Annotated in this window: 23 protein-coding genes; 22 read left to right on the forward strand and 1 reads right to left on the reverse strand. The window is 62.4% G+C overall.

The features are described 5' to 3' along the window. The first annotated feature begins 4 nt into the window (after nt 1–4). The 9 genes from lysA (at nt 5) to AC3ANQ_RS08925 (ending at nt 10,959) form a co-directional block, all read left to right on the forward strand. Nucleotides 5–1,474, forward strand: a complete 1,470-nt coding sequence (lysA, locus tag AC3ANQ_RS08885; protein ID WP_488304753.1) for a diaminopimelate decarboxylase — start codon at nt 5–7, stop codon at nt 1,472–1,474. Next, nucleotides 1,467–2,789 (forward strand): homoserine dehydrogenase, encoded by a 1,323-nt coding sequence (locus tag AC3ANQ_RS08890; RefSeq protein WP_488304754.1) that lies wholly within the window; start codon nt 1,467–1,469, stop codon nt 2,787–2,789. Before lysA ends, AC3ANQ_RS08890 begins: the two co-directional genes overlap by 8 nt. After that, nucleotides 2,790–3,896: a threonine synthase gene (gene thrC / locus AC3ANQ_RS08895; protein WP_488304755.1), complete on the forward strand. Its 1,107-nt coding sequence runs from the start codon at nt 2,790–2,792 to the stop codon at nt 3,894–3,896. Nucleotides 3,897–3,898: 2 nt separating this feature from the next. Then, complete coding sequence (gene thrB, locus AC3ANQ_RS08900; RefSeq protein WP_488304756.1) at nt 3,899–4,873, forward strand: homoserine kinase; 975 nt, start codon at nt 3,899–3,901, stop codon at nt 4,871–4,873. A gap of 301 nt (nt 4,874–5,174) precedes the next feature. After that, on the forward strand, nt 5,175–7,277 hold the full coding sequence (gene rho, locus AC3ANQ_RS08905) for a transcription termination factor Rho (RefSeq protein ID WP_488304757.1): 2,103 nt from the start codon (nt 5,175–5,177) through the stop codon (nt 7,275–7,277). 203 nt (nt 7,278–7,480) lie between these two features. Further along, complete coding sequence (gene prfA, locus AC3ANQ_RS08910) at nt 7,481–8,554, forward strand: peptide chain release factor 1 (RefSeq protein WP_488304758.1); 1,074 nt, start codon at nt 7,481–7,483, stop codon at nt 8,552–8,554. Nucleotides 8,555–8,572: 18 nt separating this feature from the next. Next, entirely contained in the window at nt 8,573–9,445 is an 873-nt protein-coding gene (prmC, locus tag AC3ANQ_RS08915; RefSeq protein WP_488304759.1) for a peptide chain release factor N(5)-glutamine methyltransferase, read from the forward strand. A gap of 12 nt (nt 9,446–9,457) precedes the next feature. Beyond that, complete coding sequence (locus tag AC3ANQ_RS08920; RefSeq protein ID WP_488304760.1) at nt 9,458–10,171, forward strand: L-threonylcarbamoyladenylate synthase; 714 nt, start codon at nt 9,458–9,460, stop codon at nt 10,169–10,171. Beyond that, nucleotides 10,168–10,959, forward strand: a complete 792-nt coding sequence (locus tag AC3ANQ_RS08925; protein WP_488304761.1) for a WecB/TagA/CpsF family glycosyltransferase — start codon at nt 10,168–10,170, stop codon at nt 10,957–10,959. Before AC3ANQ_RS08920 ends, AC3ANQ_RS08925 begins: the two co-directional genes overlap by 4 nt. On the opposite strand, the gene AC3ANQ_RS08930 is transcribed toward AC3ANQ_RS08925, so the two are convergent. Further along, nucleotides 10,956–11,852, reverse strand: coding sequence for a glycosyltransferase (locus AC3ANQ_RS08930; protein WP_488304762.1), 897 nt, complete (start codon nt 11,850–11,852; stop codon nt 10,956–10,958). The two genes, AC3ANQ_RS08925 and AC3ANQ_RS08930, sit on opposite strands and share 4 nt — an antisense overlap. A gap of 210 nt (nt 11,853–12,062) precedes the next feature. On the opposite strand from AC3ANQ_RS08930, the gene AC3ANQ_RS08935 reads away from it, so the two are divergent. The 13 genes from AC3ANQ_RS08935 (at nt 12,063) to AC3ANQ_RS08995 (ending at nt 22,983) form a co-directional block, all read left to right on the forward strand. Next, nucleotides 12,063–13,172, forward strand: coding sequence for an MraY family glycosyltransferase (locus AC3ANQ_RS08935; RefSeq protein ID WP_488304763.1), 1,110 nt, complete (start codon nt 12,063–12,065; stop codon nt 13,170–13,172). A gap of 127 nt (nt 13,173–13,299) precedes the next feature. Then, nucleotides 13,300–13,788: a Cg1360 family ATP-synthase-associated protein gene (locus AC3ANQ_RS08940; protein ID WP_488304764.1), complete on the forward strand. Its 489-nt coding sequence runs from the start codon at nt 13,300–13,302 to the stop codon at nt 13,786–13,788. Next, on the forward strand, nt 13,775–14,113 hold the full coding sequence (locus tag AC3ANQ_RS08945; protein ID WP_488304765.1) for a hypothetical protein: 339 nt from the start codon (nt 13,775–13,777) through the stop codon (nt 14,111–14,113). Before AC3ANQ_RS08940 ends, AC3ANQ_RS08945 begins: the two co-directional genes overlap by 14 nt. Before the next feature lie 81 nt (nt 14,114–14,194). After that, on the forward strand, nt 14,195–14,995 hold the full coding sequence (gene atpB, locus AC3ANQ_RS08950; RefSeq protein WP_236811724.1) for a F0F1 ATP synthase subunit A: 801 nt from the start codon (nt 14,195–14,197) through the stop codon (nt 14,993–14,995). Nucleotides 14,996–15,076: 81 nt separating this feature from the next. Continuing rightward, nucleotides 15,077–15,295 (forward strand): ATP synthase F0 subunit C, encoded by a 219-nt coding sequence (gene atpE / locus AC3ANQ_RS08955; protein WP_028264751.1) that lies wholly within the window; start codon nt 15,077–15,079, stop codon nt 15,293–15,295. A gap of 54 nt (nt 15,296–15,349) precedes the next feature. Continuing rightward, nucleotides 15,350–15,910 carry a F0F1 ATP synthase subunit B gene (locus AC3ANQ_RS08960; RefSeq protein WP_488304766.1) on the forward strand — a complete coding sequence of 187 codons (561 nt, stop codon included), beginning with the start codon at nt 15,350–15,352 and terminating at the stop codon, nt 15,908–15,910. Next, complete coding sequence (locus AC3ANQ_RS08965) at nt 15,910–16,737, forward strand: F0F1 ATP synthase subunit delta (RefSeq protein ID WP_488304767.1); 828 nt, start codon at nt 15,910–15,912, stop codon at nt 16,735–16,737. The genes AC3ANQ_RS08960 and AC3ANQ_RS08965 overlap by 1 nt, the downstream gene beginning before the upstream one ends. Before the next feature lie 83 nt (nt 16,738–16,820). Continuing rightward, nucleotides 16,821–18,458, forward strand: coding sequence for a F0F1 ATP synthase subunit alpha (gene atpA / locus AC3ANQ_RS08970; protein WP_265977309.1), 1,638 nt, complete (start codon nt 16,821–16,823; stop codon nt 18,456–18,458). A gap of 91 nt (nt 18,459–18,549) precedes the next feature. Further along, entirely contained in the window at nt 18,550–19,437 is an 888-nt protein-coding gene (locus tag AC3ANQ_RS08975) for a F0F1 ATP synthase subunit gamma (protein ID WP_395797404.1), read from the forward strand. A gap of 86 nt (nt 19,438–19,523) precedes the next feature. Then, nucleotides 19,524–20,978, forward strand: coding sequence for a F0F1 ATP synthase subunit beta (gene atpD / locus AC3ANQ_RS08980; protein WP_265977230.1), 1,455 nt, complete (start codon nt 19,524–19,526; stop codon nt 20,976–20,978). Nucleotide 20,979: 1 nt separating this feature from the next. Further along, nucleotides 20,980–21,264 carry a F0F1 ATP synthase subunit epsilon gene (locus AC3ANQ_RS08985; RefSeq protein ID WP_488304768.1) on the forward strand — a complete coding sequence of 95 codons (285 nt, stop codon included), beginning with the start codon at nt 20,980–20,982 and terminating at the stop codon, nt 21,262–21,264. 10 nt (nt 21,265–21,274) lie between these two features. Then, entirely contained in the window at nt 21,275–21,706 is a 432-nt protein-coding gene (locus AC3ANQ_RS08990) for a DUF2550 domain-containing protein (RefSeq protein WP_488304769.1), read from the forward strand. A 5-nt stretch (nt 21,707–21,711) separates the two neighbouring features. Further along, nucleotides 21,712–22,983: an alpha/beta hydrolase gene (locus AC3ANQ_RS08995; protein ID WP_488304770.1), complete on the forward strand. Its 1,272-nt coding sequence runs from the start codon at nt 21,712–21,714 to the stop codon at nt 22,981–22,983. Nucleotides 22,984–23,031 lie beyond the last annotated feature (48 nt).

Consider the following 23,031-nt stretch of genomic DNA (forward strand, 5'->3'; position numbering starts at 1 on the left):
TGGCGTGCAGAATAGCGACACAGCCTCACCACTTGCCCCCGAATGGCTCGCAGTACCGGAGGACGTGAACGCGCTTCACGCGCCGATGTGGGCCGAAGACGTCCAGAGGAACGACGACGGCGAACTCGCCATTGCCGGGGTTCCCGTCAGTGAGCTCAAGGCGGAGTTCGGCACCCCGCTGTTCGTGATGAGCGAGGGCGATTTCCGTGCCCGCGCCCGCTCCTTCAAGGATGCCTTCGACGCGGCATTCGACGACATCTGCGGGGGAGTGGACGTTTACTATGCTGGAAAGTCCTTCTTGTGCACTGCCGTGGCGAACTGGGTGGCCGAGGAAGGCCTGCGCCTGGACACCTGCTCCGGCGGAGAGCTCGCTGTCGCGGCCCGCGCCGGCATCAGCGGTGCCAATTTGGGCCTCCACGGCAATAACAAGTCCGATGCCGAGATCAATCGGGCACTGGACATGAAGCTCGGACGCATTGTGGTGGACAGCCTCGACGAGCTCGAACGGGTGGCCAAGATAGCCTCCGGCCGCGGCGAAACGGCGAAGGTGATGTTGCGGCTTACTCCCGGTGTCCACGCCCACACCCACGAATTCATTGCCACGGCCCATGAGGACCAAAAATTCGGGCTCTCCATGGCCGAAGACTCCACTGAGGCAGTAGGCCTCTCGGCAGCGGAGGAAGCCGTGGCGGCGGCTACGTCCTACCCCAACGTGGAACTCCTGGGACTGCATTGCCATATCGGTTCGCAGATCTTCGAGCCGAACGGGTTCGCCGTTGCGGCCGAAAAGCTCCTGGGATTCCTTGCCGCAATGCAGGAGAAGTACTCCATCGTCTTGCCGGAACTGGACCTGGGCGGTGGCTACGGGATCGCCTATACGCCGGCCGACACCCCGCGCCCGCCAGCCGAAATCGCGCAGGCGATGGCCGCCGTCGTACGCTCAAAGTGCGCTGAGCTGGGCATCACTTCGCCGCGTATTTCGATTGAGCCCGGCCGCGCGATCGTGGGCACCAGCACCTTTACCTTGTACGAGGTCGGGACGCTTAAAACCGTTCGCGTGGATGCGCCTGCAGATGCCGATGGCAAGGAAAACGTTACGTTCCCTCGTCGCTATGTGTCGGTGGACGGTGGCATGAGCGACAACGCCCGTCCGGTGCTGTACGACGCGGATTATTCGGCCGTTATCGCCTCGCGCGCCTCGGATGCCGTCCCGCAACTGTCCCGAGTAGTGGGCAAACATTGCGAGAGCGGCGACATAGTTGTTAGAGATGTATATCTGCCCGAAGACGTGGCAGCCGGTGATCTTCTCGCTGTACCGGGGACCGGCGCTTACTGCTGGGCCCTCTCAAGCAACTACAACTATCTGGCCAGGCCTGGCGTTGTCGCTGTGCGCGATGGATCCGCCCGGCTGATCGTCCGCGGGGAAACCGAAGAAGATCTTTTGAACCGCGACATGGGAGTGGCGAATGTCTGAAGTGCGAACCCTGAAGGTGGCCCTGCTGGGCTGTGGCAATGTTGGGGCCCAGGTAGCGCGGATTCTCCTTGACGACGCCGACGCCCTTGCGGCCCGCAGTGGTGCGCGCTTGGAGCTGTCCGGAATCGCCGTGCGCAACATCGATGCAAAGCGCGACGTTGAACTGCCGCGCGAACTGTTCACCACCGACGCCGACACCCTGGTCAAGGACGCGGATCTGGTGATCGAGCTCATGGGCGGCATTGAGCCGGCCCGCTCGCTCATCCTGGCTGCCATGCAGCACGGCGCCTGCGTCGTCACCGGCAACAAGGCCCTGCTGGCACAGGACGGCCCCACACTCTACGAAGAGGCTGACAAGGCGGGCGTCCAGCTGTCCTACGAAGCGGCCGTCGCCGGAGCCATTCCGATCCTGCGCCCCATCCGCGACAGCCTCTCCGGCGACCGCATTACCCGGGTCCTGGGCATCGTCAACGGCACCACCAACTTCATCCTCGACCAAATGGACAGCACCGGTGCGCAGTTCGCCGACGCCTTGGCTGAGGCCCAACGCCTTGGTTACGCGGAAGCCGACCCCACCGCCGACGTCGAAGGCCACGACGCCGCAGCCAAGGCTGCCATCCTCGCGTCCTTGTCCTTCCACACGCGTTTCGCGCTCGAGGACGTCTACTGCGAAGGCATCACCAACGTCAGCGCAGCTGACATTGTGGCAGCGAAGGAGGCCGGCTTTGTCATCAAGCTGCTCGCCATCGCCGAGAAGATCGAGAGTTTGGAGCCCGGTAACGGCGGCGGGATCTCGGTCCGTGTGCATCCCACCCTCCTGCCGCGTGAACACCCGCTTGCGGCCGTTCGCGGTGCGTTCAACGCAGTCTTCATCGAAGCCGAAAATGCCGGCGAGCTGATGTTCTACGGCCGGGGCGCGGGCGGAACCCCGACGGCGTCTGCCGTGTTGGGCGACCTCGTCTCGGCTGCCCGCCGCGTGGTGCTGGGAGGTCCCGGTCGAACCGAGACCACCACCGGGCACGTGCCTGCATTGTCGATAGATGCCTCGAACACCAGCTACTACATCGGCCTCGACGTTGCCGACCAGGCCGGCGTGCTGGCCCGGATCACCCATATCTTTGCGGAGCACGGCGTATCCATCGAAATCATGCGCCAGACGATCCACCGTGACGCCGCCTCGAACGTTGAGTCGGCCGAGCTGAAGATCGTCACGCACCGCGCATCCGAAGCCGCACTCGCGGCAACCGTCGAGGCCATCAAGGGCCTGGACGTCATCAATTCTGTGACATCCGTCCTGCGGGTAGAAGGGGTCTAAGTGGCTCACCAATGGCGCGGAGTAATCCGCGAATACGCTGATCGTTTGCCTGTAACGGAAGCCACGAAGGTCATTACCCTCGGTGAGGGCGGAACACCGCTCGTCCACGCGCAGAAGCTCTCCGAGCTCACTGGATCCACCGTCTACCTGAAGGTGGAGGGCATGAACCCCACCGGGTCCTTCAAGGACCGCGGCATGACCATGGCCATGACTGCAGCAGTCGAAGCAGGCGCCAAGGCAGTTGTTTGCGCATCCACGGGCAACACCTCGGCTTCGGCCGCCGCGTACGCCACGGCCGCCGGGCTGAAGTGCGCCGTGCTGGTTCCCGAAGGCAAGATCTCCATGGGCAAGCTCAGCCAGGCGATCGCACACGGCGCCACGCTCCTCCAGGTGGATGGTAACTTCGACAACTGCTTGGACATCGCCCGCAAGCTCGGTGAGTCCTATCCGGTGTTCCTCGTGAACTCGGTCAACCCCGCCCGTATCCAGGGACAGAAGACCGGTGCCTTCGAAATTGTCGACGCCCTCGGCGACGCTCCGGACATCCACGTCCTACCGGTGGGCAACGCTGGCAACATCAGCGCGTACTGGAAGGGCTACAAGGAGTACTCCGCGCCCTTCGAGTCCGCAACCGCGGGCACCCTTCCCGCCGTCTCCACTAAAACGCCAGCCATGTGGGGCTTCCAGGCCGCAGGTGCGGCACCGTTCGTGGTGGGCCACCCCATCACTGAACCGGACACCATCGCCACGGCCATCCGCATCGGCAACCCGGCATCCTGGGATACGGCGATCGCGGCACGTGACGAATCCGGTGGCTTCATCGACGCCGTGACTGACGAAGAAATCCTCGACGCACACCGCTGGCTTTCCGCCAAGGAAGGCGTTTTCGTCGAACCCGGCTCCGCGGCGGGCGTCGCCGGGCTCATCAAAAAGCACGCCGCAGGCGAAGTTCCCTCCGGAAAGACGATCGTCATCACGGTCACCGGTCACGGACTCAAGGACCCGCAGTGGGCCCTCCGTACCGAAGACGGCAATGAAGTCCAGCCCGTCAAGGTACCGAACGACGTCGTGACTGTGGCAGCTGAACTGGGACTGGAAGAAAGCTAAGAGTGGAAACCACGCAGCCCACCGCGACCGGACTCGAGCTTGTCGCGGCAGGCCAGCAGCTGACCGTCAGGGTCCCGGGCACCAGCGCCAACCTGGGCCCCGGCTATGACAGCCTCGGCCTGGCGTTGTCGATCTACGACACCCTGACCGTCGAAACGCTCACCACCGGAGAGCTCGAGTTCGAGCTTTCCGGTGAGGGGGCCGACAGTCTTCCACGTGATGCCAGCCACCTCGTGGTTCGCGCGATCAACACGGCCCTGGAACGCCTCGGCTTCCGGCACAATGGCTTGAAGATCACCGCGGACAACGTCAACCCGCATGGCCGCGGACTCGGTTCCTCGGCATCTGCGGTGGTTGCGGCCGTTACCGCAGCCAACGCTTTGGTGCCCGAATCCGCACAACGCGACCGTGAATGGATTCTGCAACTCACGAGCGAGATGGAAGGCCACCCGGACAACGTCGCACCGGCGATTTTCGGCGGACTGGCCTTGTCATGGCAGGACAGCGAGCAGTACAGCAGCACGCGTGCGGAAGTGGTTCCGTCCGTCATCCCCATCGTCGCCGTTCCCGACTACGAACTGTCCACCGAGACAGCCCGCGGCTTGCTTCCGGCCTCCATCGGTCATCATGCCGCCGCCATGAACTCCGGACGCGCCGCGCTCTTGATCCACGCCTTGACTGCGCAGCCCCGTTTCCTGCTTCCCGGAACTGAAGACTACCTGCACCAGAGCTACCGCGCAGAGGCCATGCGGCCTAGCGCGGCCCTGATTGCGGCATTGCGGTTATCAGGCCATGCCGCGGTTGTTTCCGGCGCAGGCCCTACAGTTCTGGCATTGGCAAACGGCGCGGACGAGGCAGAAGCGATTACGGAATTCATTGCCTCTTTCACTGCGGACAACACACCGGACGTTTCTTGGCGCGTGATGACACTGGCAGTGGACGTTGAAGGTGCTAGAGTGGACTTGCACCGGCGGTAGAACCGCGGGCAGTTCCCTGACATTGGATCCCGGCATAACGCCGTTCCCGTCTCCTACTGTGTCGAAGTCTGCCGGTGCCGTCTCCTTATCGGCCTGTCGCAGGTGCCACAGAACCCTTTCTGTTACCCGGACCGTCAGCCCGCGCCCCGCCCGCCGGAGCATCGAAGACGTATCAGTATCCGGCCCTGCTGAAACTAAACCGGCAAGACCGAAATCACGGCTGCAGATCTGAACTGCAGTCCAGAACAAATCATCGCGTCCAGCTCTAGGTCTGGACGCCGTCGAGGGGGAAGGATCCTTCGTGACAGAAACCACTGAGCTGGCTTCAGCTGTGGACACAACATCTTCTGCAGCTGAATCAACGGCCGCAACCGCCAAGAGCAGCGGCCTTGCAGGCCTCAAGCTCGCGCAGCTCCAGGCTCTCGCCAGTCAGCTGGGCATTTCGGGCGGATCCCGGATGCGCAAGGGGGACTTGGTTTCGGCTATCTCAGCCCACCGTGCCGGTGCAACCACTAGCAAGGCCCCTGCCGCGACCAAAGCCGTAGCACCAAAGGTCTCGCCTGCAGCAGCAACAGTTGAGGATGCTGCCGCACCTGCCGCAGCATCCACCGAAGCTCCTGCGCAGGAAGGCACCAGGGCACGTGGCCGTGGCCGAAGCCGCCGCGCCACGAGCGACGGCGTCGTTGCCGCTCCTGCTGCCACGGAAACCGTGGAGGCTCCCGCCCCTGCCGCCGAGGCTCCTGCTGCTCCTGTAGCCGAAGCAAGCGAGGCCGTCGGCGAACGTCGCCAGCCCCGCACACGCAATCGTCGTCGCGGCGAAGCGGCCGCAGCTCCTGCTGAGGCCGGAGAATCCAGCGAGACCCGTGCGGCCGAGCAGCCCCAGGCTGAACAACCCCGCGTGGAACAGCGTCAAACCGAACAGCGCCAAGCCGATCAGCGTCAGGCCCAGCCGCGCCAAGGTGAGCAGGCTTCTGCCGAAGCCGGCGAACCTTCCCAGCGCGATCGCCGCGACAACACCCGTACGCGGCGCGAAGACACTAACGACGGCGATGACACCGGCAACCGCCGCAATCGTCGCAACCGCCGCGACCGCAACGATCGTCCGGGTCCGCAGGACAACCGTGATGGCCGCGACAACCGCGAAGGAAACACCCGCAGCGACCGCTTCCGGGACCGCAACGAACGCCGTCGCGGCCGCGGCCAAGGCCCCGACGTCGACGACGTCGAGGTCACCGAGGATGACGTCCTGCTGCCCGTTGCCGGCATCCTGGATGTGCTGGAGAACTACGCGTTCATCCGCACTTCCGGCTACCTGCCCGGCGCCAACGACGTTTACGTGTCCCTCGCCCAGGTCAAGAAGTACAACCTGCGCAAGGGCGACGCCGTGGTCGGCGCAATCCGCGCTCCGCGTGACGGCGAAGACCGCAGCCAGCAGACCGCACGCCAGAAGTTCAATGCGCTCGTCCGCGTCACGTCGGTCAACGGCAAGACACCGGAAGAGCTCAAGGACCGCGTCGAATTCGCAAAACTCGTCCCGCTGTACCCGTCCGAGCGCCTGCGCCTCGAAACGGACCCCAAGAAGATCGGCCCGCGTGTCATCGACCTCGTGGCCCCGATCGGCAAGGGCCAGCGCGGCCTGATCGTCTCCCCGCCCAAGGCTGGCAAGACGCTCATCCTGCAGTCCATCGCCAACGCGATCACCACCAACAACCCTGAGGTCCACCTCATGATGGTGCTGGTTGACGAACGTCCCGAAGAAGTCACGGACATGCAGCGCACAGTCAAGGGTGAGGTCATTGCCTCCACCTTCGACCGTCCCGCCGATGACCACACGACGGTTGCCGAGCTCTCCATCGAACGCGCCAAGCGCCTTGTGGAAATGGGCATGGACGTGGTGGTCCTCCTGGACTCCATGACCCGCCTGGGCCGCGCCTACAACCTGGCAGCACCGGCCTCCGGCCGCATCCTGTCCGGTGGCGTCGACTCCGCTGCGCTCTACCCGCCGAAGCGCTTCTTCGGTGCTGCGCGCAACATCGAAAACGGTGGCTCGCTGACCATCCTGGCAACCGCGCTCGTGGAGACCGGTTCCAAGATGGACGAGGTCATCTTCGAAGAGTTCAAGGGCACGGGCAACATGGAGCTCCGCCTGTCCCGCCAGCTCGCGGACAAGCGTATCTTCCCGGCCGTGGACGTCAACGCCTCCGGTACCCGTCGCGAAGAGAACCTGCTTTCGGCTGAAGAAGTCAAGATCATGTGGAAGCTGCGCCGCGTCCTGTCCGGACTCGAGACCCAGCAGAGCCTTGAACTCCTGACTAACAAGATCCGGGAGACCGGGAGCAACGTCGAATTCCTGATGCAGGTACAGAAGACGACTCTTGGAGCTAAGTCGGATAACGACAAATAGCTGGCTTCGTGAGCCGCTGAATTTGCTGCCCCGCCCCTACGCCGGGTGGGGCAGCAAAATCAGCGGCTCGCTGTTTAAGACGGAATTCCTGGCCCTACAGCAACGCGGGGTCAGATACGGCCCATCCTGGCCCTCAGCATGGGCCGTATCTGACCCCGCGTTGCAGTTACTAGACTTGGTTGCAAGTCGAAAGAGGTTTTGAAATGTTTGAGTCCGTACAGGGATTGCTTGATGAGCATGCTGCTATTCAGGCGCAGTTGAGTGATCCTGCTGTTTATGCCGATCAGTCCATGGCTCGCAAGTTGGGGCGGCGTTCTGCCCAGTTGCAGGGCATCGTGGAGGCTTACAACCGTTGGCGCGGGCTCATGGACGATCTTGAAGCGGCTAAGGAAATGGCTTCCGAAGATGCCGAATTTGCTGCTGAGGTCGGCGAGATTGAGGTAAAGCTTCCGGCAGCTCAGGAGAAATTGCGCCGGCTGCTGATTCCTCGCGATCCTGACGACGCCCGCAACGTCATTCTTGAGGTCAAGGGTGGTGAAGGCGGCGATGAAGCGGCCCTCTTCGCCGGGGATCTGCTGCGCATGTACATGCGTTATGCGGAGTCGCGCGGCTGGAAGACCGAGCTCATCTCGGCCACGGAATCCGATCTAGGTGGCTACAAGGACGTCCAGATGGCCGTCAAGGGCAACTCGAACGATCCCGCTGAGGGCGTGTATGCCCGGCTGAAGTTCGAAGGCGGCGTGCACCGCGTTCAGCGTGTTCCCGTTACCGAGTCCCAAGGCCGTATTCACACCTCTGCGGCAGGTGTTCTGGTGCTCCCGGAAGTGGATGAGCCCGAAGAGCTCGAAATCAACCAGAACGACCTCAAGATCGACGTCTACAGGTCCTCGGGCCCTGGCGGCCAGTCCGTCAACACCACAGACTCTGCAGTCCGCATCACCCACCTTCCTACGGGCATCGTGGTGGCAATGCAGAACGAAAAATCCCAGCTACAGAACAGGGAAGCCGGCATGCGCGTCCTGCGTGCCCGCATCCTCGCCCACCAACAGGAGCAGATCGACGCCGAGAACTCGGCCCAGCGCAAGTCGCAGATCCGCACCATGGACCGTTCGGAGCGCATCCGCACGTACAATTTCCCGGAAAACCGGATCGCCGACCACCGAACCGGCTACAAGGCCTACAACCTCGACGCCGTCATGAACGGCGACCTGGAGCCGGTCATCCAATCGGCCATCGAGATGGACGAACAATCGCGCCTGGATGCCCTGGGCGAGTAACAGCCTGCAGGGAAACTCATGACGCTCTTTCCTGGCCAGAGCCTGGCTGACGCCGTCCGCGAGGCGACTGCCATCCTGTCCGACGCGGGCGTGCCCACTCCGCGCGTGGACGCCGAGCTCCTCGCTGAACATCTCCTGGGTGTCGGCCTCGGGCGCTTGCGTGCCATGCTCCTCGGCGATTCTGCAGCCCCTGAAGGCTATGCGGACCTGGTGGCCGAGCGTGCACGGCGCGTACCGCTCCAGCACATCACCGGCGTCGCGCATTTCCGCTACCTCGCGCTGGCCGTGGGCCCTGGCGTGTTCATTCCGCGCCCTGAAACGGAATCGGTCGTTCAGTTGGTCATCGACCACCTCGAGGGTCACCCGCACCCCAAGGTTGTGGATCTCGGCACCGGATCCGGCGCTATTGCTGGCTCGATCGCCCACGAACTGCCTGGGGCCGAGGTCCACGCCGTTGAATTCAGCACGTTTGCCCACGCCTGGGCCGCCAGGAACCTGGAGCCACTAGGCGTTAAGCTCGTGCAGGGCGACCTCCGCAACGCCTTGCCCGAACACAACGGAACTTTCGACGTCGTCGTTTCCAATCCGCCCTACATCCCCGCTGAAGCCATTCCGAACGAACCTGAAGTGGCACTACACGATCCACCCGAGGCGCTGTACGGCGGGGGAGCGGATGGGATGGAGCTTCCGACGGCGGCTGCCGCCTCGGCTGCCCGGCTCCTCAAGGGCGGCGGCTTCTTCGTGATGGAGCACGCCGAGGTGCAGGCAAAGTGGATTTCCGAACATCTGAAGGCCGTGGGCTGCTGGATGCAAGTCACTACCCACCTTGATCTCAACGGCAAGGAACGTGCCACGAGCGCAGTGTTGGCAATCGATGCCTCCGGGAAATGAAAGAATAGCGCTGTGACCACAAGCTACAACTGCACGTCAGAGGAACAACGCGCCGAAGGGCTGGAGCATGCGCAGCGCGCCATCAGCGAGAAAAAGTGTGTCGTCATGCCGACGGACACCGTCTACGGCATTGCCGCCGACGCGTTCTCACCCCAGGCCGTCACCATGCTGCTTGTCTCGAAAGGCCGCGGCCGCCATATGCCGCCCCCCGTACTGATCCCACGGCTCAATGCGCTGGACGGGCTGGCAACCGATGTGTCGGAAGACGCCCGTAAACTGGCAGACGCCTTCTGGCCTGGTGGCCTGACGCTGATCTTCCACGCCCAGCCGTCCTTGGACTGGGACCTGGGGGAGACCCGCGGAACCGTGGCCCTGCGCATGCCCGACGACGAAATTGCGCTTGAACTGCTCAACCGCACAGGTCCGCTGGCGGTGTCTTCAGCCAATCGCACCGGTCAACCCGCCGCGCAGACGGCTGCAGAGGCGAGGACCCAGCTTGCCGAATCGGTCGAGGTGTACCTCGAGGGCGGGTTCCGGCCTGTCGAGGGAACCGAGTCTGTAGCATCAACCATTGTTGACGCCACCACCCTGCCGCTCCGCGTGGTACGCGACGGTGCTGTTTCCCTGGAACGCCTCCGCGACGTGGTTCCCGGCGTGCTGGCGCTCGGCGAAACCGTGCCTGAGCCGGAGACGGAGCCGGAGACGGACGAGATTAGGGCCGAATGAGCCTGGTCCGGGATCGCGTTCCGCTACTGGACGTAGACGTCACTGCCCTGTGCACGGACGAACTTATCGAGGCCATGAGCGGGTTCGTTTCGGATGGCACCACCAAGGTGGTCCTTGGGCACAACCTGCACAGTGTCACGCTGTTTCATTCGAGTCCGGATTTCCGCGACCTTTATGAGCGCAGCGATGTGGTCCTCCTGGATGGAGCGCCTGTCGCCATGCTTTGGGGACTTGGCCACCGTGGAGGCTCACGGAGCGACAGCCCAGGCCTGATGGAATACCGCTTGGGATCCACTGACTGGGTGCCGGCGCTAGGCGGCGTCGAGGGACTACGCCGGATCGCCGTCGTCGGGGCGGGCCCCGAGGCCAACGCCAAGACAGTCCAACGGCTGCGCGAGATCGTGCCCGGTGCCGAGGTCTCTGGCCGGCCCGGTGAGAATTGGGACAACTCCAGCGAAGAGGCCGCCGTTGCCTGGCTCGCGGAGTTCCGTCCCCAACTGGTGCTTCTTGGCCTGGGAATGCCGCTGCAGGAGTCGGTCTTGCACCGGCGGCTGGACGAGCTTCCGCCCGCCGTCTACTGCACCGTCGGCGGGGCTATCGAACAGTTGGCGGGGCTCCAGAAGCTCGCTCCACGCTGGCTCGGCCGCCTCGGGCTTGAATGGGCTTGGCGACTTGTCCTGCATCCGGGGCGCGTCGCGTACCGGGTCTTCGGTGAGCCGTGGGTGCTACTCGGCCTGCTGGCCCGGCGTCGGCTCTCTCGTAAGGACAGCACCCAGCCGGGCCGCTAGAATTTCTGGTCCTCCAGCGGGCCAAAGCCCTTGTTGCGCAAACCGGCCGAGAATGCCCGGAACCACTCGGCGAGCCCACGGAAGTCACCGCGGGGAAGGAAGTAGCCCAGGTAGCCTCCGACATCGGCCACCATGGATTTGCCGCGCCGATACCGGCGGATCAAATAGCCGCGGTTGCGGTAGTAGAAGTAGCGCTTGAACGCCGAATCCGGCACGATCACGTGCCAGCGCGCCCCAAAGACGTGCTTGGTCTCGGAAAACGCATGCGGGTGGGTGATCCACGCCGTGGCGACCGTACCGAAGCGTATCCCCGCTTTCCTGAGGCGGATCATGAAGTCCACTTCATCGCCGCGGATGAACAGCCGGATATCCGGCACTCCCACTTTGAAGAAGACGCTGGTACGGATGAGGGCCCCGTTGAAGAAGTGCCCGACGTCGGGCAGGAACCCGGCCTTCTCGACTTCGGAACGGTCGTGGGTCACCTTGCCGTCGATCCGGAAGAAGAAGGAGAGCTTGTCCGGGTGGCCGGGAGCCACTACGAGCGGGACCACAGCATCCAGTCCCCGGGCTTCCGCCTCGCGAACCAGGGTTTCGAGGCATTCTGGATCGCCTGGTTCGGCGTCATCGTCCATGATCCAGACCCATTCAGCGCCGCTGGCCACTGCCTTGAGGATCGCAAGGGCGAAGCCCCCCGCGCCGCCCAGATTGGCCTCGGAGCGAACGTAGTCCACGTTTGGGTGGCTTGATGCGAGCTCCCGCGAAGGGGTAGTACCGCTGTCCACAAGACAGATGGTGTCCACCGCGATGGACTGATTGTTGACAGCGTCCAGCAGGACAGCAAGCTCTCCGGGGCGGTCAAAGGTCACAGCCGCAACGGCAACGGAGACAGTCATGTAGGGTTCCTTCCGGGCAGTAGCGGGGAGGATCCTCCCGGCTCGCCCTAGGGGCGCGTGAAACGGAGCAAAGCCGCCGTTGCCGCTAGTATCTTGACAGAGTCCAACTGTAGTACAGCAATATTCGGCGGTGCGCAGAGGTGTTGCGGGTGACGTGCCGGCAGCTATTCGCCGGGGACGAAATCCACCACCGCCAACAGGAGCCGCCACGTGATCATGTACTCACTCATGATGCTCACGGCTGCCGTCGTGTCGTATCTTGCAACCTGGGTAGCCCGCCAGATGGGGAACAAACTTCGGCTGTTTGCCCCTATCCGCAGCCGCGATATGCACTCGGTGCCGATCTCCCGACTCGGTGGCCTGGGACTTTTCGCGGGCTTTGCCGTGGCCCTCGCCGTAGCAAGCAATTCATTTTTCGTAAAAGACATCTTCCACGGGAACGGTGCGCCGTGGGGGATACTGGCCGGCGCCCTGGTAATCGTCGCGGTCGGTGTTGCCGACGACGTGATGGACATCCGATGGTGGGTCAAACTGATCGGCCAGTGCACAGCCGGCACGATCGTTGCGGTCTGGGGCGTGCAGATGTCGGTGATTCCGTTTGTTCCGGAGCCCATTCGGATTGAGTCGGAACCGCTGCGGGTCGTTCTGACCGCCCTCCTCATTGTGACCACCATGAACGCCGTCAACTTCATCGACGGACTCGATGGCTTGGCTGCGGGTGTCGCCGCGATTGGCGGGGTTGCGTTTTTCCTGACGGCCTACTGGGTCCACCGCAACGCGACACTCACGGACCGCTCGGACTTGGCGGCGCTGCTGATGGCGATCATCGTAGGTTGCTGCATCGGCTTCCTGCCACACAACTGGTTCCCGGCCAAGATCTTCATGGGCGACTCAGGCGCCATGCTTTTGGGCCTCGTGATGGCCTCGGCAGGTGTGGTATCCACGGGCCAGATCAGCTCCGGACTTTACGACCGCGCCAACGGTATTCCTACGATCGTCCCCATCCTGCTGCCGTTCGCGATTCTCTCGCTGCCGTTGTTGGACCTCGGGCTGGCGGTGTTGCGGCGGACTGCACGTGGGCAATCGCCGTGGTCGGCCGACCGAGGACACCTGCACCACAAGCTCATAGAGCTTGGTCACACACACCGGACGGCAGTGCTCATGATGTATGTGTGGACCTGCATCCTGGCGTTCGGAGGCCTGGCCTTCGCTGTTTTCCCCTGGCAGATGGTTCTCACGGTGGACATCGTGGCCGCGCTGATTATGGCCGGCGTGACAGCCTGGCCGTACTTCGCCCGCGGCGGAGGCTCCACCCGGTAGTCGGTGTGTGACAAGGGCGTTAACATCACAGTTCTATCTCATGTAGAATTCTAGGGCGGACAGTCACTCGCCCGTGCACCCACCCTCCTGAGACTTTGGCATCTTTGCCACGACGATTGGCATCCCCATGACCTCCAACGCCGGCGGACAACAGTCCGACTCGAACGGCGTTGCTGTCTCCCGCTCCAGTTCTTCGCTGTGGCTGCGGCTTCTTTTCCTCAGCTCGACGGCGGCGGTCGCGGCTCTCGCCGCAACGTCCATTGTTGCGGCGGTCATGAACGGTGGCCTGGGAGTTCTTTCCGTCGCGTTCGGCGGGGCGCTGGTGATGGCCTTTTTTGCCATCAGCTTGCTGATCGGCCATTTTGTTGGCCGTGACAATCCCTCCGGCGCCGTCGGCCTCTTCGTTGCCAGCTACTTTGTCAAGGTGGTGGGCTTTGCCCTGGTGCTGTTCGTCTTCGGAGCCCCCGCGTGGCTGCACGGTCGCTGGTTCGTGATTGGCGCCGTCGTCGCCGTTGTCTCGTGGCAAGCCGCCGAAATCTACGGCTTCAGCAAGGCCCGGCTCCAGATATATAACGACCCCGCAGCAGGCGAAGGAGGCGACGATGTTCACTCCTAGGAACAAGCTACGCCCCGCCACGCCCAATGCCGCAAAACCCGGCAATTCCACTGTGTCCGCGAGCGACGGAAGCGACGGCGGATACAACGCCGGCATTGCCGTCTTCAGCTACATTGTTGGCGGAATCATAGTCTGGAGTTTGATAGGCTGGGGTCTGGATAATCTGTGGGGGACTCACTGGATTGTGCTCCTTGGCGCTCTGCTTGGAGCCGCAGGAGGGTTCTATCTTTCCCATATGCACGGCCTCACTAGTCAGCGCTCGTCTTCCGGTGAGAGCAAAGCAGACAGTGGTCCGTCCCAGGACGGGGACAGTAATGCCAAATAATTTCACACGGGAAATGGCTGCAAGAAACGCGGCCGGATCCTCAACAACGCCCAATGATGGACACTGCAGAGAGGAAACGCGTTGATCGCGCTTGCGCTCCCGGCCCAGGATTCAGGGACCTTCACTCCTCCCGGAATCGACCAAATGCACCTGCCGGCTATCCTGCCGTGGGGTGCGAGCGATGGCTTCTCCAAGCAGATGTTGCTGGTGATCCTGTCGGTCGTCCTTATCGCTACATTCTTCATCCTCGCCGCGCGTAAGCAGCAGCTGGTTCCCGGCAAGCTGCAGTTCGCAGGCGAGATGGCCTACGGCTTCGTCCGCAACAGCATCGCCAAGGACATTATCGGCGGCCGCGACTTCATGAAGTTCGTGCCGCTCCTGTTCTCCTTGTTCTTCTTCATCCTGGTGAACAACATCTACGGTGCCATTCCCGTGATCCAGCTTCCGAGCTTCTCGCACGTCGGCGGGGCCTATGTGCTGGCCGCGGTCGTGTATGTCACCTGGATCGGCATCGGAATCAAGAAGAACGGGTTGAAGTACTTCAAGCTCGCCACCGTTCCTTCGGGTGTTCCGTGGTACATCCTGCCGATCGTCGTGCCGATCGAAATCATCTCCAACTTCATGGTCCGCCCGGTCACGCACAGCCTCCGTCTCTTTGCCACCATGATGGCAGGGCACCTTATTGTGATGATCGCCGGCTCCGGCATTGAGTTCCTCGTCATGCAGGAAAACGTCCTTCTCAAGGGTGCATCCGTGCTGGTACTCGTTGGCGCCGTCGCCATGTACATGCTCGAGGCCTTGATCATGGTGCTGCAGGCATATGTCTTCACTCTTCTGACCGCGATTTACATCGAAGGCGCGCTCCACGCGGACAGCCACTAGGCACACCCCCTAATCTTCCCCCTCGGGGGTTGAAGCAAACCAAACAACCTGCCGCGACTGCGGCATCTTGAAAGGAAAACAATGAACGGCGATATCAACGGCTCCCTTAACCTCATTGGCTACGGTCTCTCCGCAATCGGCGGTGGTATCGGTGTGGGTCTCGTATTTGCTGCTTACATCAACGGTGTTGCACGTCAGCCGGAAGCCCAGCGCGTGCTTCAGCCGATCGCGTTCCTTGGTCTGGCTCTGACGGAAGCCCTCGCCATCCTCGGCCTGGTCTTCGCTTTCGTTCTCAAGTAAACCGCTAAGAACCAAGCGAACATTCAGAACCGAGTAGATAAGGACGGGTGAAACATGAATCAGCAGATCATCTCAGCCGCCGCTCAAGGCGCCGCCGAGTCGGCTAATCCGCTCGTTCCCAACCTCTGGGAAATGGGCGTCGTGCTCGTCGGCTTCGGGGTCCTCTTTTACATCGTGGTCAAGTTTGTTGTCCCGATGTTCGAGAAGACTTTTGCCGAGCGCGCAGAGGCGATTGAGGGCGGCATTGCCAAGGCTGAAAAGGCCCAGGCTGAAGCTTCTGCAGCTCTCGAAGAGTACAAGCAGCAGCTCCACGATGCCCGCGCCGAGGCTAACCGCATTCGCGAAGAAGCTCGTGCCGAAGGTGCCCAGATCCTCGCGGAGCTGAAGACCAAGGCAGCAGCCGAGTCTGCACGCATCACCGAGCAGGCGCATGCCCAGATCGAATCGGAGCGTCAGGCAGCTGTTGTCTCCCTTCGTTCCGAGGTGGGCACCTTGGCCACGACTTTGGCTGAGCGCATCGTTGGCGAATCGCTCAGCGATGACGAGCGTGCCGCCCGCGTGGTGGACCGCTTCCTCGCAGATCTGGAGACCCAGAGCGCAGGTGCAGCTAAGTAATGGCAGGTGTATCGAGCGAATCGCTGACCAAAGCGCTGGAGCAGTTGGAAGCTACGCTTCCAACGGCCTCGCTGCAGTTGGCTAAGGACCTCTTCGGAATCCTGGGAACGGTGGACAGCTCGGCTGGCTTGCGCCGCGCCCTGACTGACCCTTCCCGCAGTGGAGAAGAAAAGTCGGCGCTGGTCAAGCAGCTGGTTGGCGGGAAAGTCTCCGCTGATGCTGCGGAAATTGCGAGTGGATTGGCCAGCGCACGCTGGGCATCGGCACGCGATATCGGCGATGCACTCGAGACTCTTGCCGCCACGGTGGTTATCGCTGTGGCTGAAAACAAGTCGGCCGTTTCTGCCTCCGGAATCACGGGGCTGGAAGAGCTGGAAAACGATCTGTTTGCTTTCAACCAGACCGTTGCTTCCAGTCACGAGGTACAACGTGCTCTGGGAGAGTCGCAGGCAAGTGCTGCGGCCAAGATCAGCCTGGCCGGGAAGCTGGTTCCTGGCGCAAGCCCGGAAGCTCAACTTCTCATCGGCCAGGCCGTGTCGCAGCCGCGCGGTGTCAAGCCGAGCAAGCTCATCGACAACTTTGCCAAGCTTGCAGCCAAGCGCCAGCAGCGCTGGATCGCAACTGTCCGCGTTACCCGTCCGTTGACGGATGCGCAGGCCAGCCGTCTGCAGGCCGGGCTTGATGCCCTCTATGGCCGCGAGCTGAAGGTCAACATCAGCGTTGATCCGACGTTGATCGGTGGAATCCGGGTCCAGGTGGCTGACGAAGTGCTTGACGCTTCCGTCGTAGCCCGCCTGTCCGAGCTCCGCCGGCAACTCGCCGGCTAGCCAGACAAGCACAACTTAACTGATACAAACACCGGTCATCGTGAGCAACGATGATCACGAAAACAGGAGAGCAGGGACTGCAGATGGCCGAATTGACCATCAACGCCGACGACGTCCGTAATGCGTTGAACGAGTTCGCGGCGTCCTACGAACCCGGAAACGCAGAGCGCGTAGAGGTCGGCCGCGTGACCGCCGCAAGTGACGGCATCGCCCGTGTTGAGGGCCTTCCCTCGGTCATGGCGAACGAGCTGCTTCGCTTCGAAGACGGCACCCTGGGCTTGGCCCAGAACCTCGACGTCCGCGAAATCGGCGTCATCATCCTCGGTGACTTCACCGGTATCGAAGAAGGCCAGGAAGTCCACCGCACCGGTGAAATCCTGTCCGTCCCGGTAGGCGACGCCTTCCTGGGCCGCGTGGTTGACCCCTTGGGCCAGCCGATCGATGACCTCGGCGAGATCAAGGCCGAGACCACCCGCGCACTGGAACTCCAGGCTCCAGGCGTGACCCAGCGCAAATCGGTTCACGAGCCCATGCAGACCGGTCTCAAGGCTATCGACGCCATGATTCCGATCGGCCGTGGCCAGCGTCAGCTGATCATCGGTGACCGCCAGACCGGCAAGACCGCCATCGCCGTGGACACCATCATCAACCAGAAGGCCAACTGGGCTTCGGGCGATGTGACCAAGCAGGTCCGCTGCGTTTACGTCGGCGTCGGCCAGAAGGCTTCCACGATCGCCGCTGTCCGCCAGACCTTGGAAGACCACGGCGCGCTGGAATACACCACCATCGTGGCCTCTCCGGCATCTGATCCGGCTGGCTTCAAGTACTTGGCTCCGTACGCAGGCTCTGCCATCGGCCAGCATTGGATGTACGGCGGCAAGCACGTGTTGGTGATCTTCGATGACCTGTCGAAGCAGGCTGAAGCCTACCGCGCAGTTTCCTTGCTGCTCCGCCGCCCGCCGGGACGCGAAGCGTACCCGGGTGACGTTTTCTACTTGCACTCCCGTCTGCTTGAGCGTTGTGCCAAGCTCTCCGACGAGCTGGGCGCAGGTTCGATGACCGGTCTCCCGATCGTTGAAACCAAGGCAAACGACGTCTCGGCCTACATCCCGACCAACGTCATCTCCATCACCGATGGCCAGATCTTCCTGCAGTCGGACCTCTTCAACGCCAACCAGCGCCCCGCTGTTGACGTCGGTGTGTCCGTGTCCCGCGTTGGTGGTGCGGCGCAGGTCAAGTCGATGAAGAAGGTCTCCGGTACGTTGAAGCTGGACCTGGCACAGTACCGCGACATGCAGGCGTTCGCGATGTTCGCGTCGGACCTTGACGCGGCCTCCCGCCAGCAGCTGACCCGTGGTGCCCGCCTGATGGAACTGCTTAAGCAGGGCCAGTACTCGCCGTTCCCGGTCGAGGACCAGGTTGTGTCCATCTGGGCCGGTACAAAGGGCTACTTGGACGATGTCCCGGTTGAGGATGTCAGCCGGTTCGAGTCCGAGTTCCTGGAGCACCTCAAGCACAAGTCCTCCATCCTGACCACGCTGGCGCAGACCAACGTCCTGGACGACGACACCGCTGAAGCGCTGAAGACCGCCATCGTTGCCTTCAAAAAGGGCTTCTTCGGCGAAGGCGACAACCTCCTGGTTGGTGCCGGACACGAAGAGCACGAAGCGATCTCCGGCGGCGAAGTCGACCAGGAAAAGATCGTCAAGCAGAAGCGCTAGAGCATTGGTTCCCGGGCCTGCGTAAACGCAGGCCCGGGGCCTTCGCCAAGCCTTAGCCGCTGATCCATCGGGATCTTAGGAAAGGAAATGTATGGGAGCCCAGATCCGGGTCTACCGCCAGAAGATCAGCTCGACGACGTCGATGCGCAAGATCTTCAAGGCGATGGAACTGATCGCTACCTCGCGCATCGGTAAGGCCCGCGCCCGCTTGGCAGCTTCACTGCCTTACGCAAACGCGATCACCCGTGCCGTTTCTGCTGTCGCAAGCCAGAGCGAAATCGATCACCCGCTCGTCACCGAGCCGGAACAGATCCGCCGTGCCGCCGTCCTGGTTATCACCTCGGACCGTGGCCTGGCTGGTTCTTACTCGGCGAGCGTGCTCAAGCAGGCCGAAGGACTCAACGAACTTCTCCGAGCAGAGGGCAAGGAAGTCAAGACATACCTGGTTGGCCGTAAGGCCCAGGCATACTTCGACTTCCGCAACCGTTCGTACTCCCGCGTATGGACCGGCGGAACGGACGCACCGGAATTCAAGACCGCAAGGGAAATCGGTGCCGCTCTTCTCGAAGAGTTCGCCAATGACTTCGCTGAGGGTGGCGTGGATGAGATCCACGTCGTTTACACCCGCTTCAAGTCGATGGTGACACAGGAACCCACAGTTGTTCGTCTGCTGCCGCTCGAAGTTGAAGAGCAGACGGTCAGTGAGTCCGAGCTTCTGCCTCTGTACGAATTTGAACCAGAATCGGAGCAAGTGCTCGACGCACTGCTGCCGCGTTACATCGAGTCCCGCATCTTCGCAGCGATGCTGCAGGCAGCAGCTTCCGAGCTCGCCGCCCGCCAGCGTGCCATGAAGTCGGCAGGCGACAACGCGACCGATCTGATCAAGAAGTACACGCGTCTGCGCAACACGGCCCGCCAGGCTGAGATCACGCAGGAGCTTTCCGAAATCGTGGCCGGCGCCGACGCCCTGAGCGCGTAGCCGCCGGTGTCTGGTTCGGCGCAAGCTGCACCTGCACCAAATAGATAAACTTAACCCCACGCCATCTACTGAGTGAAGTGAGAGAGATGACTGCCACCGCTACCGAGCACGCAGCTGCAACGGCCGGCGCCACCGGCCGTATTGCCCGTGTCATTGGCCCGGTTGTCGACGTCGAATTCCCGGCTGACGCAATCCCGTCGATCTACCATGCGCTTACCACTGAGATCACTCTCAACGGTGAGACCAAGACCATCACGTTCGAGACCTCCCAGCACCTGGGTGACAACCTCGTCCGCGCCATCGCCCTGCAGGCCACCGACGGACTTGTCCGCGGCACCTCCGTGCAGGACACCGGTGCCCCGATCTCCGTGCCTGTCGGCGACGGAGTCAAGGGCCACATCTTCAACGTCCTTGGCAAGCCGCTTGACGTTGACGAGTCCGAGATCAAGGCTGACGCTTACTGGCCGATCCACCGCAAGGCTCCCGCCTTCGCGTCCCTCGAGGGCTCCACGGAGATGCTCGAGACCGGTATCAAGGTTATCGACCTTCTCACCCCGTACATCAAGGGTGGAAAGATCGGTCTGTTCGGTGGCGCCGGTGTCGGCAAGACCGTCCTGATCCAGGAAATGATCACCCGTGTTGCCCGTAACTTCGGTGGTACTTCGGTATTCGCCGGTGTTGGCGAGCGCACCCGTGAAGGCAACGACCTCTGGGTTGAAATGGAAGAGGCAGGCGTCCTCAAGGACACCGCCCTTGTGTTCGGCCAGATGGACGAGCCGCCGGGAACGCGTTTGCGAGTGGCGCTGTCCGCCCTGACCATGGCGGAGTACTTCCGCGATGTGCAGAACCAGGACGTGCTGCTCTTCATCGACAACATCTTCCGCTTCACCCAGGCCGGTTCCGAGGTCTCCACCCTGCTCGGCCGCATGCCGTCCGCAGTTGGCTACCAGCCGAACCTCGCCGACGAGATGGGCCTCCTGCAGGAGCGCATCACTTCGACCAAGGGTCACTCGATCACGTCGATGCAGGCGATCTACGTGCCCGCTGATGACTACACCGACCCGGCTCCGGCAACGACCTTCGCACACCTCGACGCGACCACGGAACTTTCCCGTGAAATCGCCTCCCGTGGTCTGTACCCGGCCGTTGACCCGCTGACGTCGACGTCCCGCATCCTGGACCCGCAGTACATCGGCAAGGACCACTACAACACGGCCGTCCGCGTGAAGCAGATCCTGCAGAAGAACAAGGAACTCCAGGACATCATCGCCATCCTCGGTGTTGACGAACTGTCCGAAGAAGACAAGATCGTCGTGTCTCGTGCACGCCGCATCCAGCAGTTCCTGTCCCAGAACACCTACACCGCCAAGCAGTTCACCGGCGTCGAGGGCTCCACCGTGTCCATCAAGGACACCGTGGAAGGCTTCACGGCCATCTGCGACGGCGAGCTGGACCACATCGCAGAGCAGGCGTTCTTCAACGTCGGCGGCCTGGATGACGTTGAGCGCCAGTGGGCCAAGATCCAGGAACAGACCAAGTAGTATGGCTGAGCTCGAGGTTGAGATTGTCGCAGCGGACCACTTTGTGTGGTCCGGTGCGGCCAAGATGGTCAAGGCCCGGACCAGCGATGGAGAAATCGGGATACTGCCGGGCCACTCGCCCCTCCTCGCCATCCTGGCCGAGGGCGAGCTGGCCATCGAGCCGGTTTCCGGAGACCGCTTGTCGGTAGTTGTGGACGGCGGGTTCTTCTCCGTCGACAACAACCGCGTGGTGATCGTCGCTGACAACGCCAAGCTGGGCGAAGCAGCTACTGCGGGGATCCGATAGCAAGACCTTGATGGACGATTCTGCTATTCCGTTCATCGCCTTGGCAACGGCGTTTGCGTTGCTGATTTTTACACTGTGCCTCGTCGGGGTGCGCCGCTTCAATTTGCGGCGCGCCTTGGGCACGGTCGACGCCTCCATTTGCATGGCTGGAAACAGCTGGCGGATGGGGGTTTGTCGTTATCAGGACTCGGAACTCGAGTGGTTCCGCTTGCTCTCCCTCAGCTTCCGTCCGAGGCACAGCTTTCGGCGCAGTTCCTTGGAGCTCCTGGGTCGCCGGAAGCCAACCGAAGAAGAACTGACGAGGCTGCAGCCCGACGTCGTGGTCGTGGAACTCCAGCATGACGGCCGGCGGTTCATGCTGGCGATGAGATTTGATGCTTACGCCGGGTTGTCTTCTTGGCTGGAAGCTGGCCCCGTGGTGGGCGTCGGCACCTGGCGCTGAGGGCTGTGGACTTTCTTGACAAATTAAGCCTTGTTGATGGTCCATTCTTTTGGACTATCCTTGGCGCGGGAATCGCCGGGGGAGCATTCCTGCTCCTTCGACCAAGCTGGCGCTGGCTGCTCTCCATTTTTGTGGCCGTTGTCCTGGCAATCGGAGTTGTGGCATTCATCCACTGGTTGCTCGTCAACGTTCTCACCGTGTTCCCTGAGGATCTCCCCTTCGATGTTCTTGCGTGGTCCGTGGTTGCCTTCTCAGCGGTGGCCCTCTTCCTCTTCCGGCTCCCCGGTTCTTCGTGGCGTGTCAGGAGCGCCGCCGCAGGCTCGTTCGTCGCCGTTTTGCTCCTTGCTGCGCTTCAGATCAACAGCTATTTCGGCCTCAACCACACGGCAGCAGATCTCTTCGGCCACAATGTGGGGCGGATTCCGGAGCTTGGGGACGAGTTCAAGAAGGTTGCTTCGGGACCCCTCCCGGTATCAGCGCATGGTGCGGGAATAGTCCGCAGGGCATCGATTCCGGGGACCGAATCCGGTTTCAAGGCGCAGGATGCTTTCATCTACCTGCCGCCAGCCTACCTGGCCACCGACCGAACCCAATTACCCGTGCTGGTTTTGTTCGCCGGCCAGCCCGGACGTCCCGCTGACTGGCTGACCGGCGGACTACTCGAACCGACCATGAATGCCTTCGCGGCAAAACATGGTGGAGTAGCGCCGGTTGTGGTGGTGGTCGATCCAAACGGTTCCGACACTGCAAACACCATGTGCATGGATAGCCGGATCGCCCGTGCCGACACGTACCTCGCGGTCGATGTTCCGCGCTGGATCAACTCGACTCTCGATGTGTCCGCCGATCCAAGGAAATGGGCCGTCGGAGGGTTTTCCTTCGGGGCGACTTGTGCCATGCAGATGACTACTTTGCATCCTGAAATCTACCCTTCCTTCATTGCTTTCTCGGGCGAGCGGGAGCCTTCACTTGGTCCCGACCGCCGGCGGACCATCCAGACGGCATTCGGCGGAGACTCTGCGGCTTTCGATGCCCTGACTCCGCTGACCTTGATGAAAAAGCAAAGCTACGCCGGGCATGCAGGCTTCATAGCGGTGGGTACCGCTGATGGTGAGTTCGGCCATTTCGCCACCGAGCTTGCGACGGCGGCCCGCGGTGCCGGGTTCGATATCAAGCAGGCTTCGGTTGCGGGAGCCGGCCACTCCTGGGCGGTGGCCGTGCAGGAGTTTCCTTCCGCGATGGATTTCCTGGCGCCGCGGTGGGGGATCACGCAATGAGCACCCAGGAAGCTCAATTGTCCAAGGACCAAGCAGCCGTGCACGAGG

The organism is Arthrobacter sp. DMZ02-1R (genome assembly GCF_057747935.1).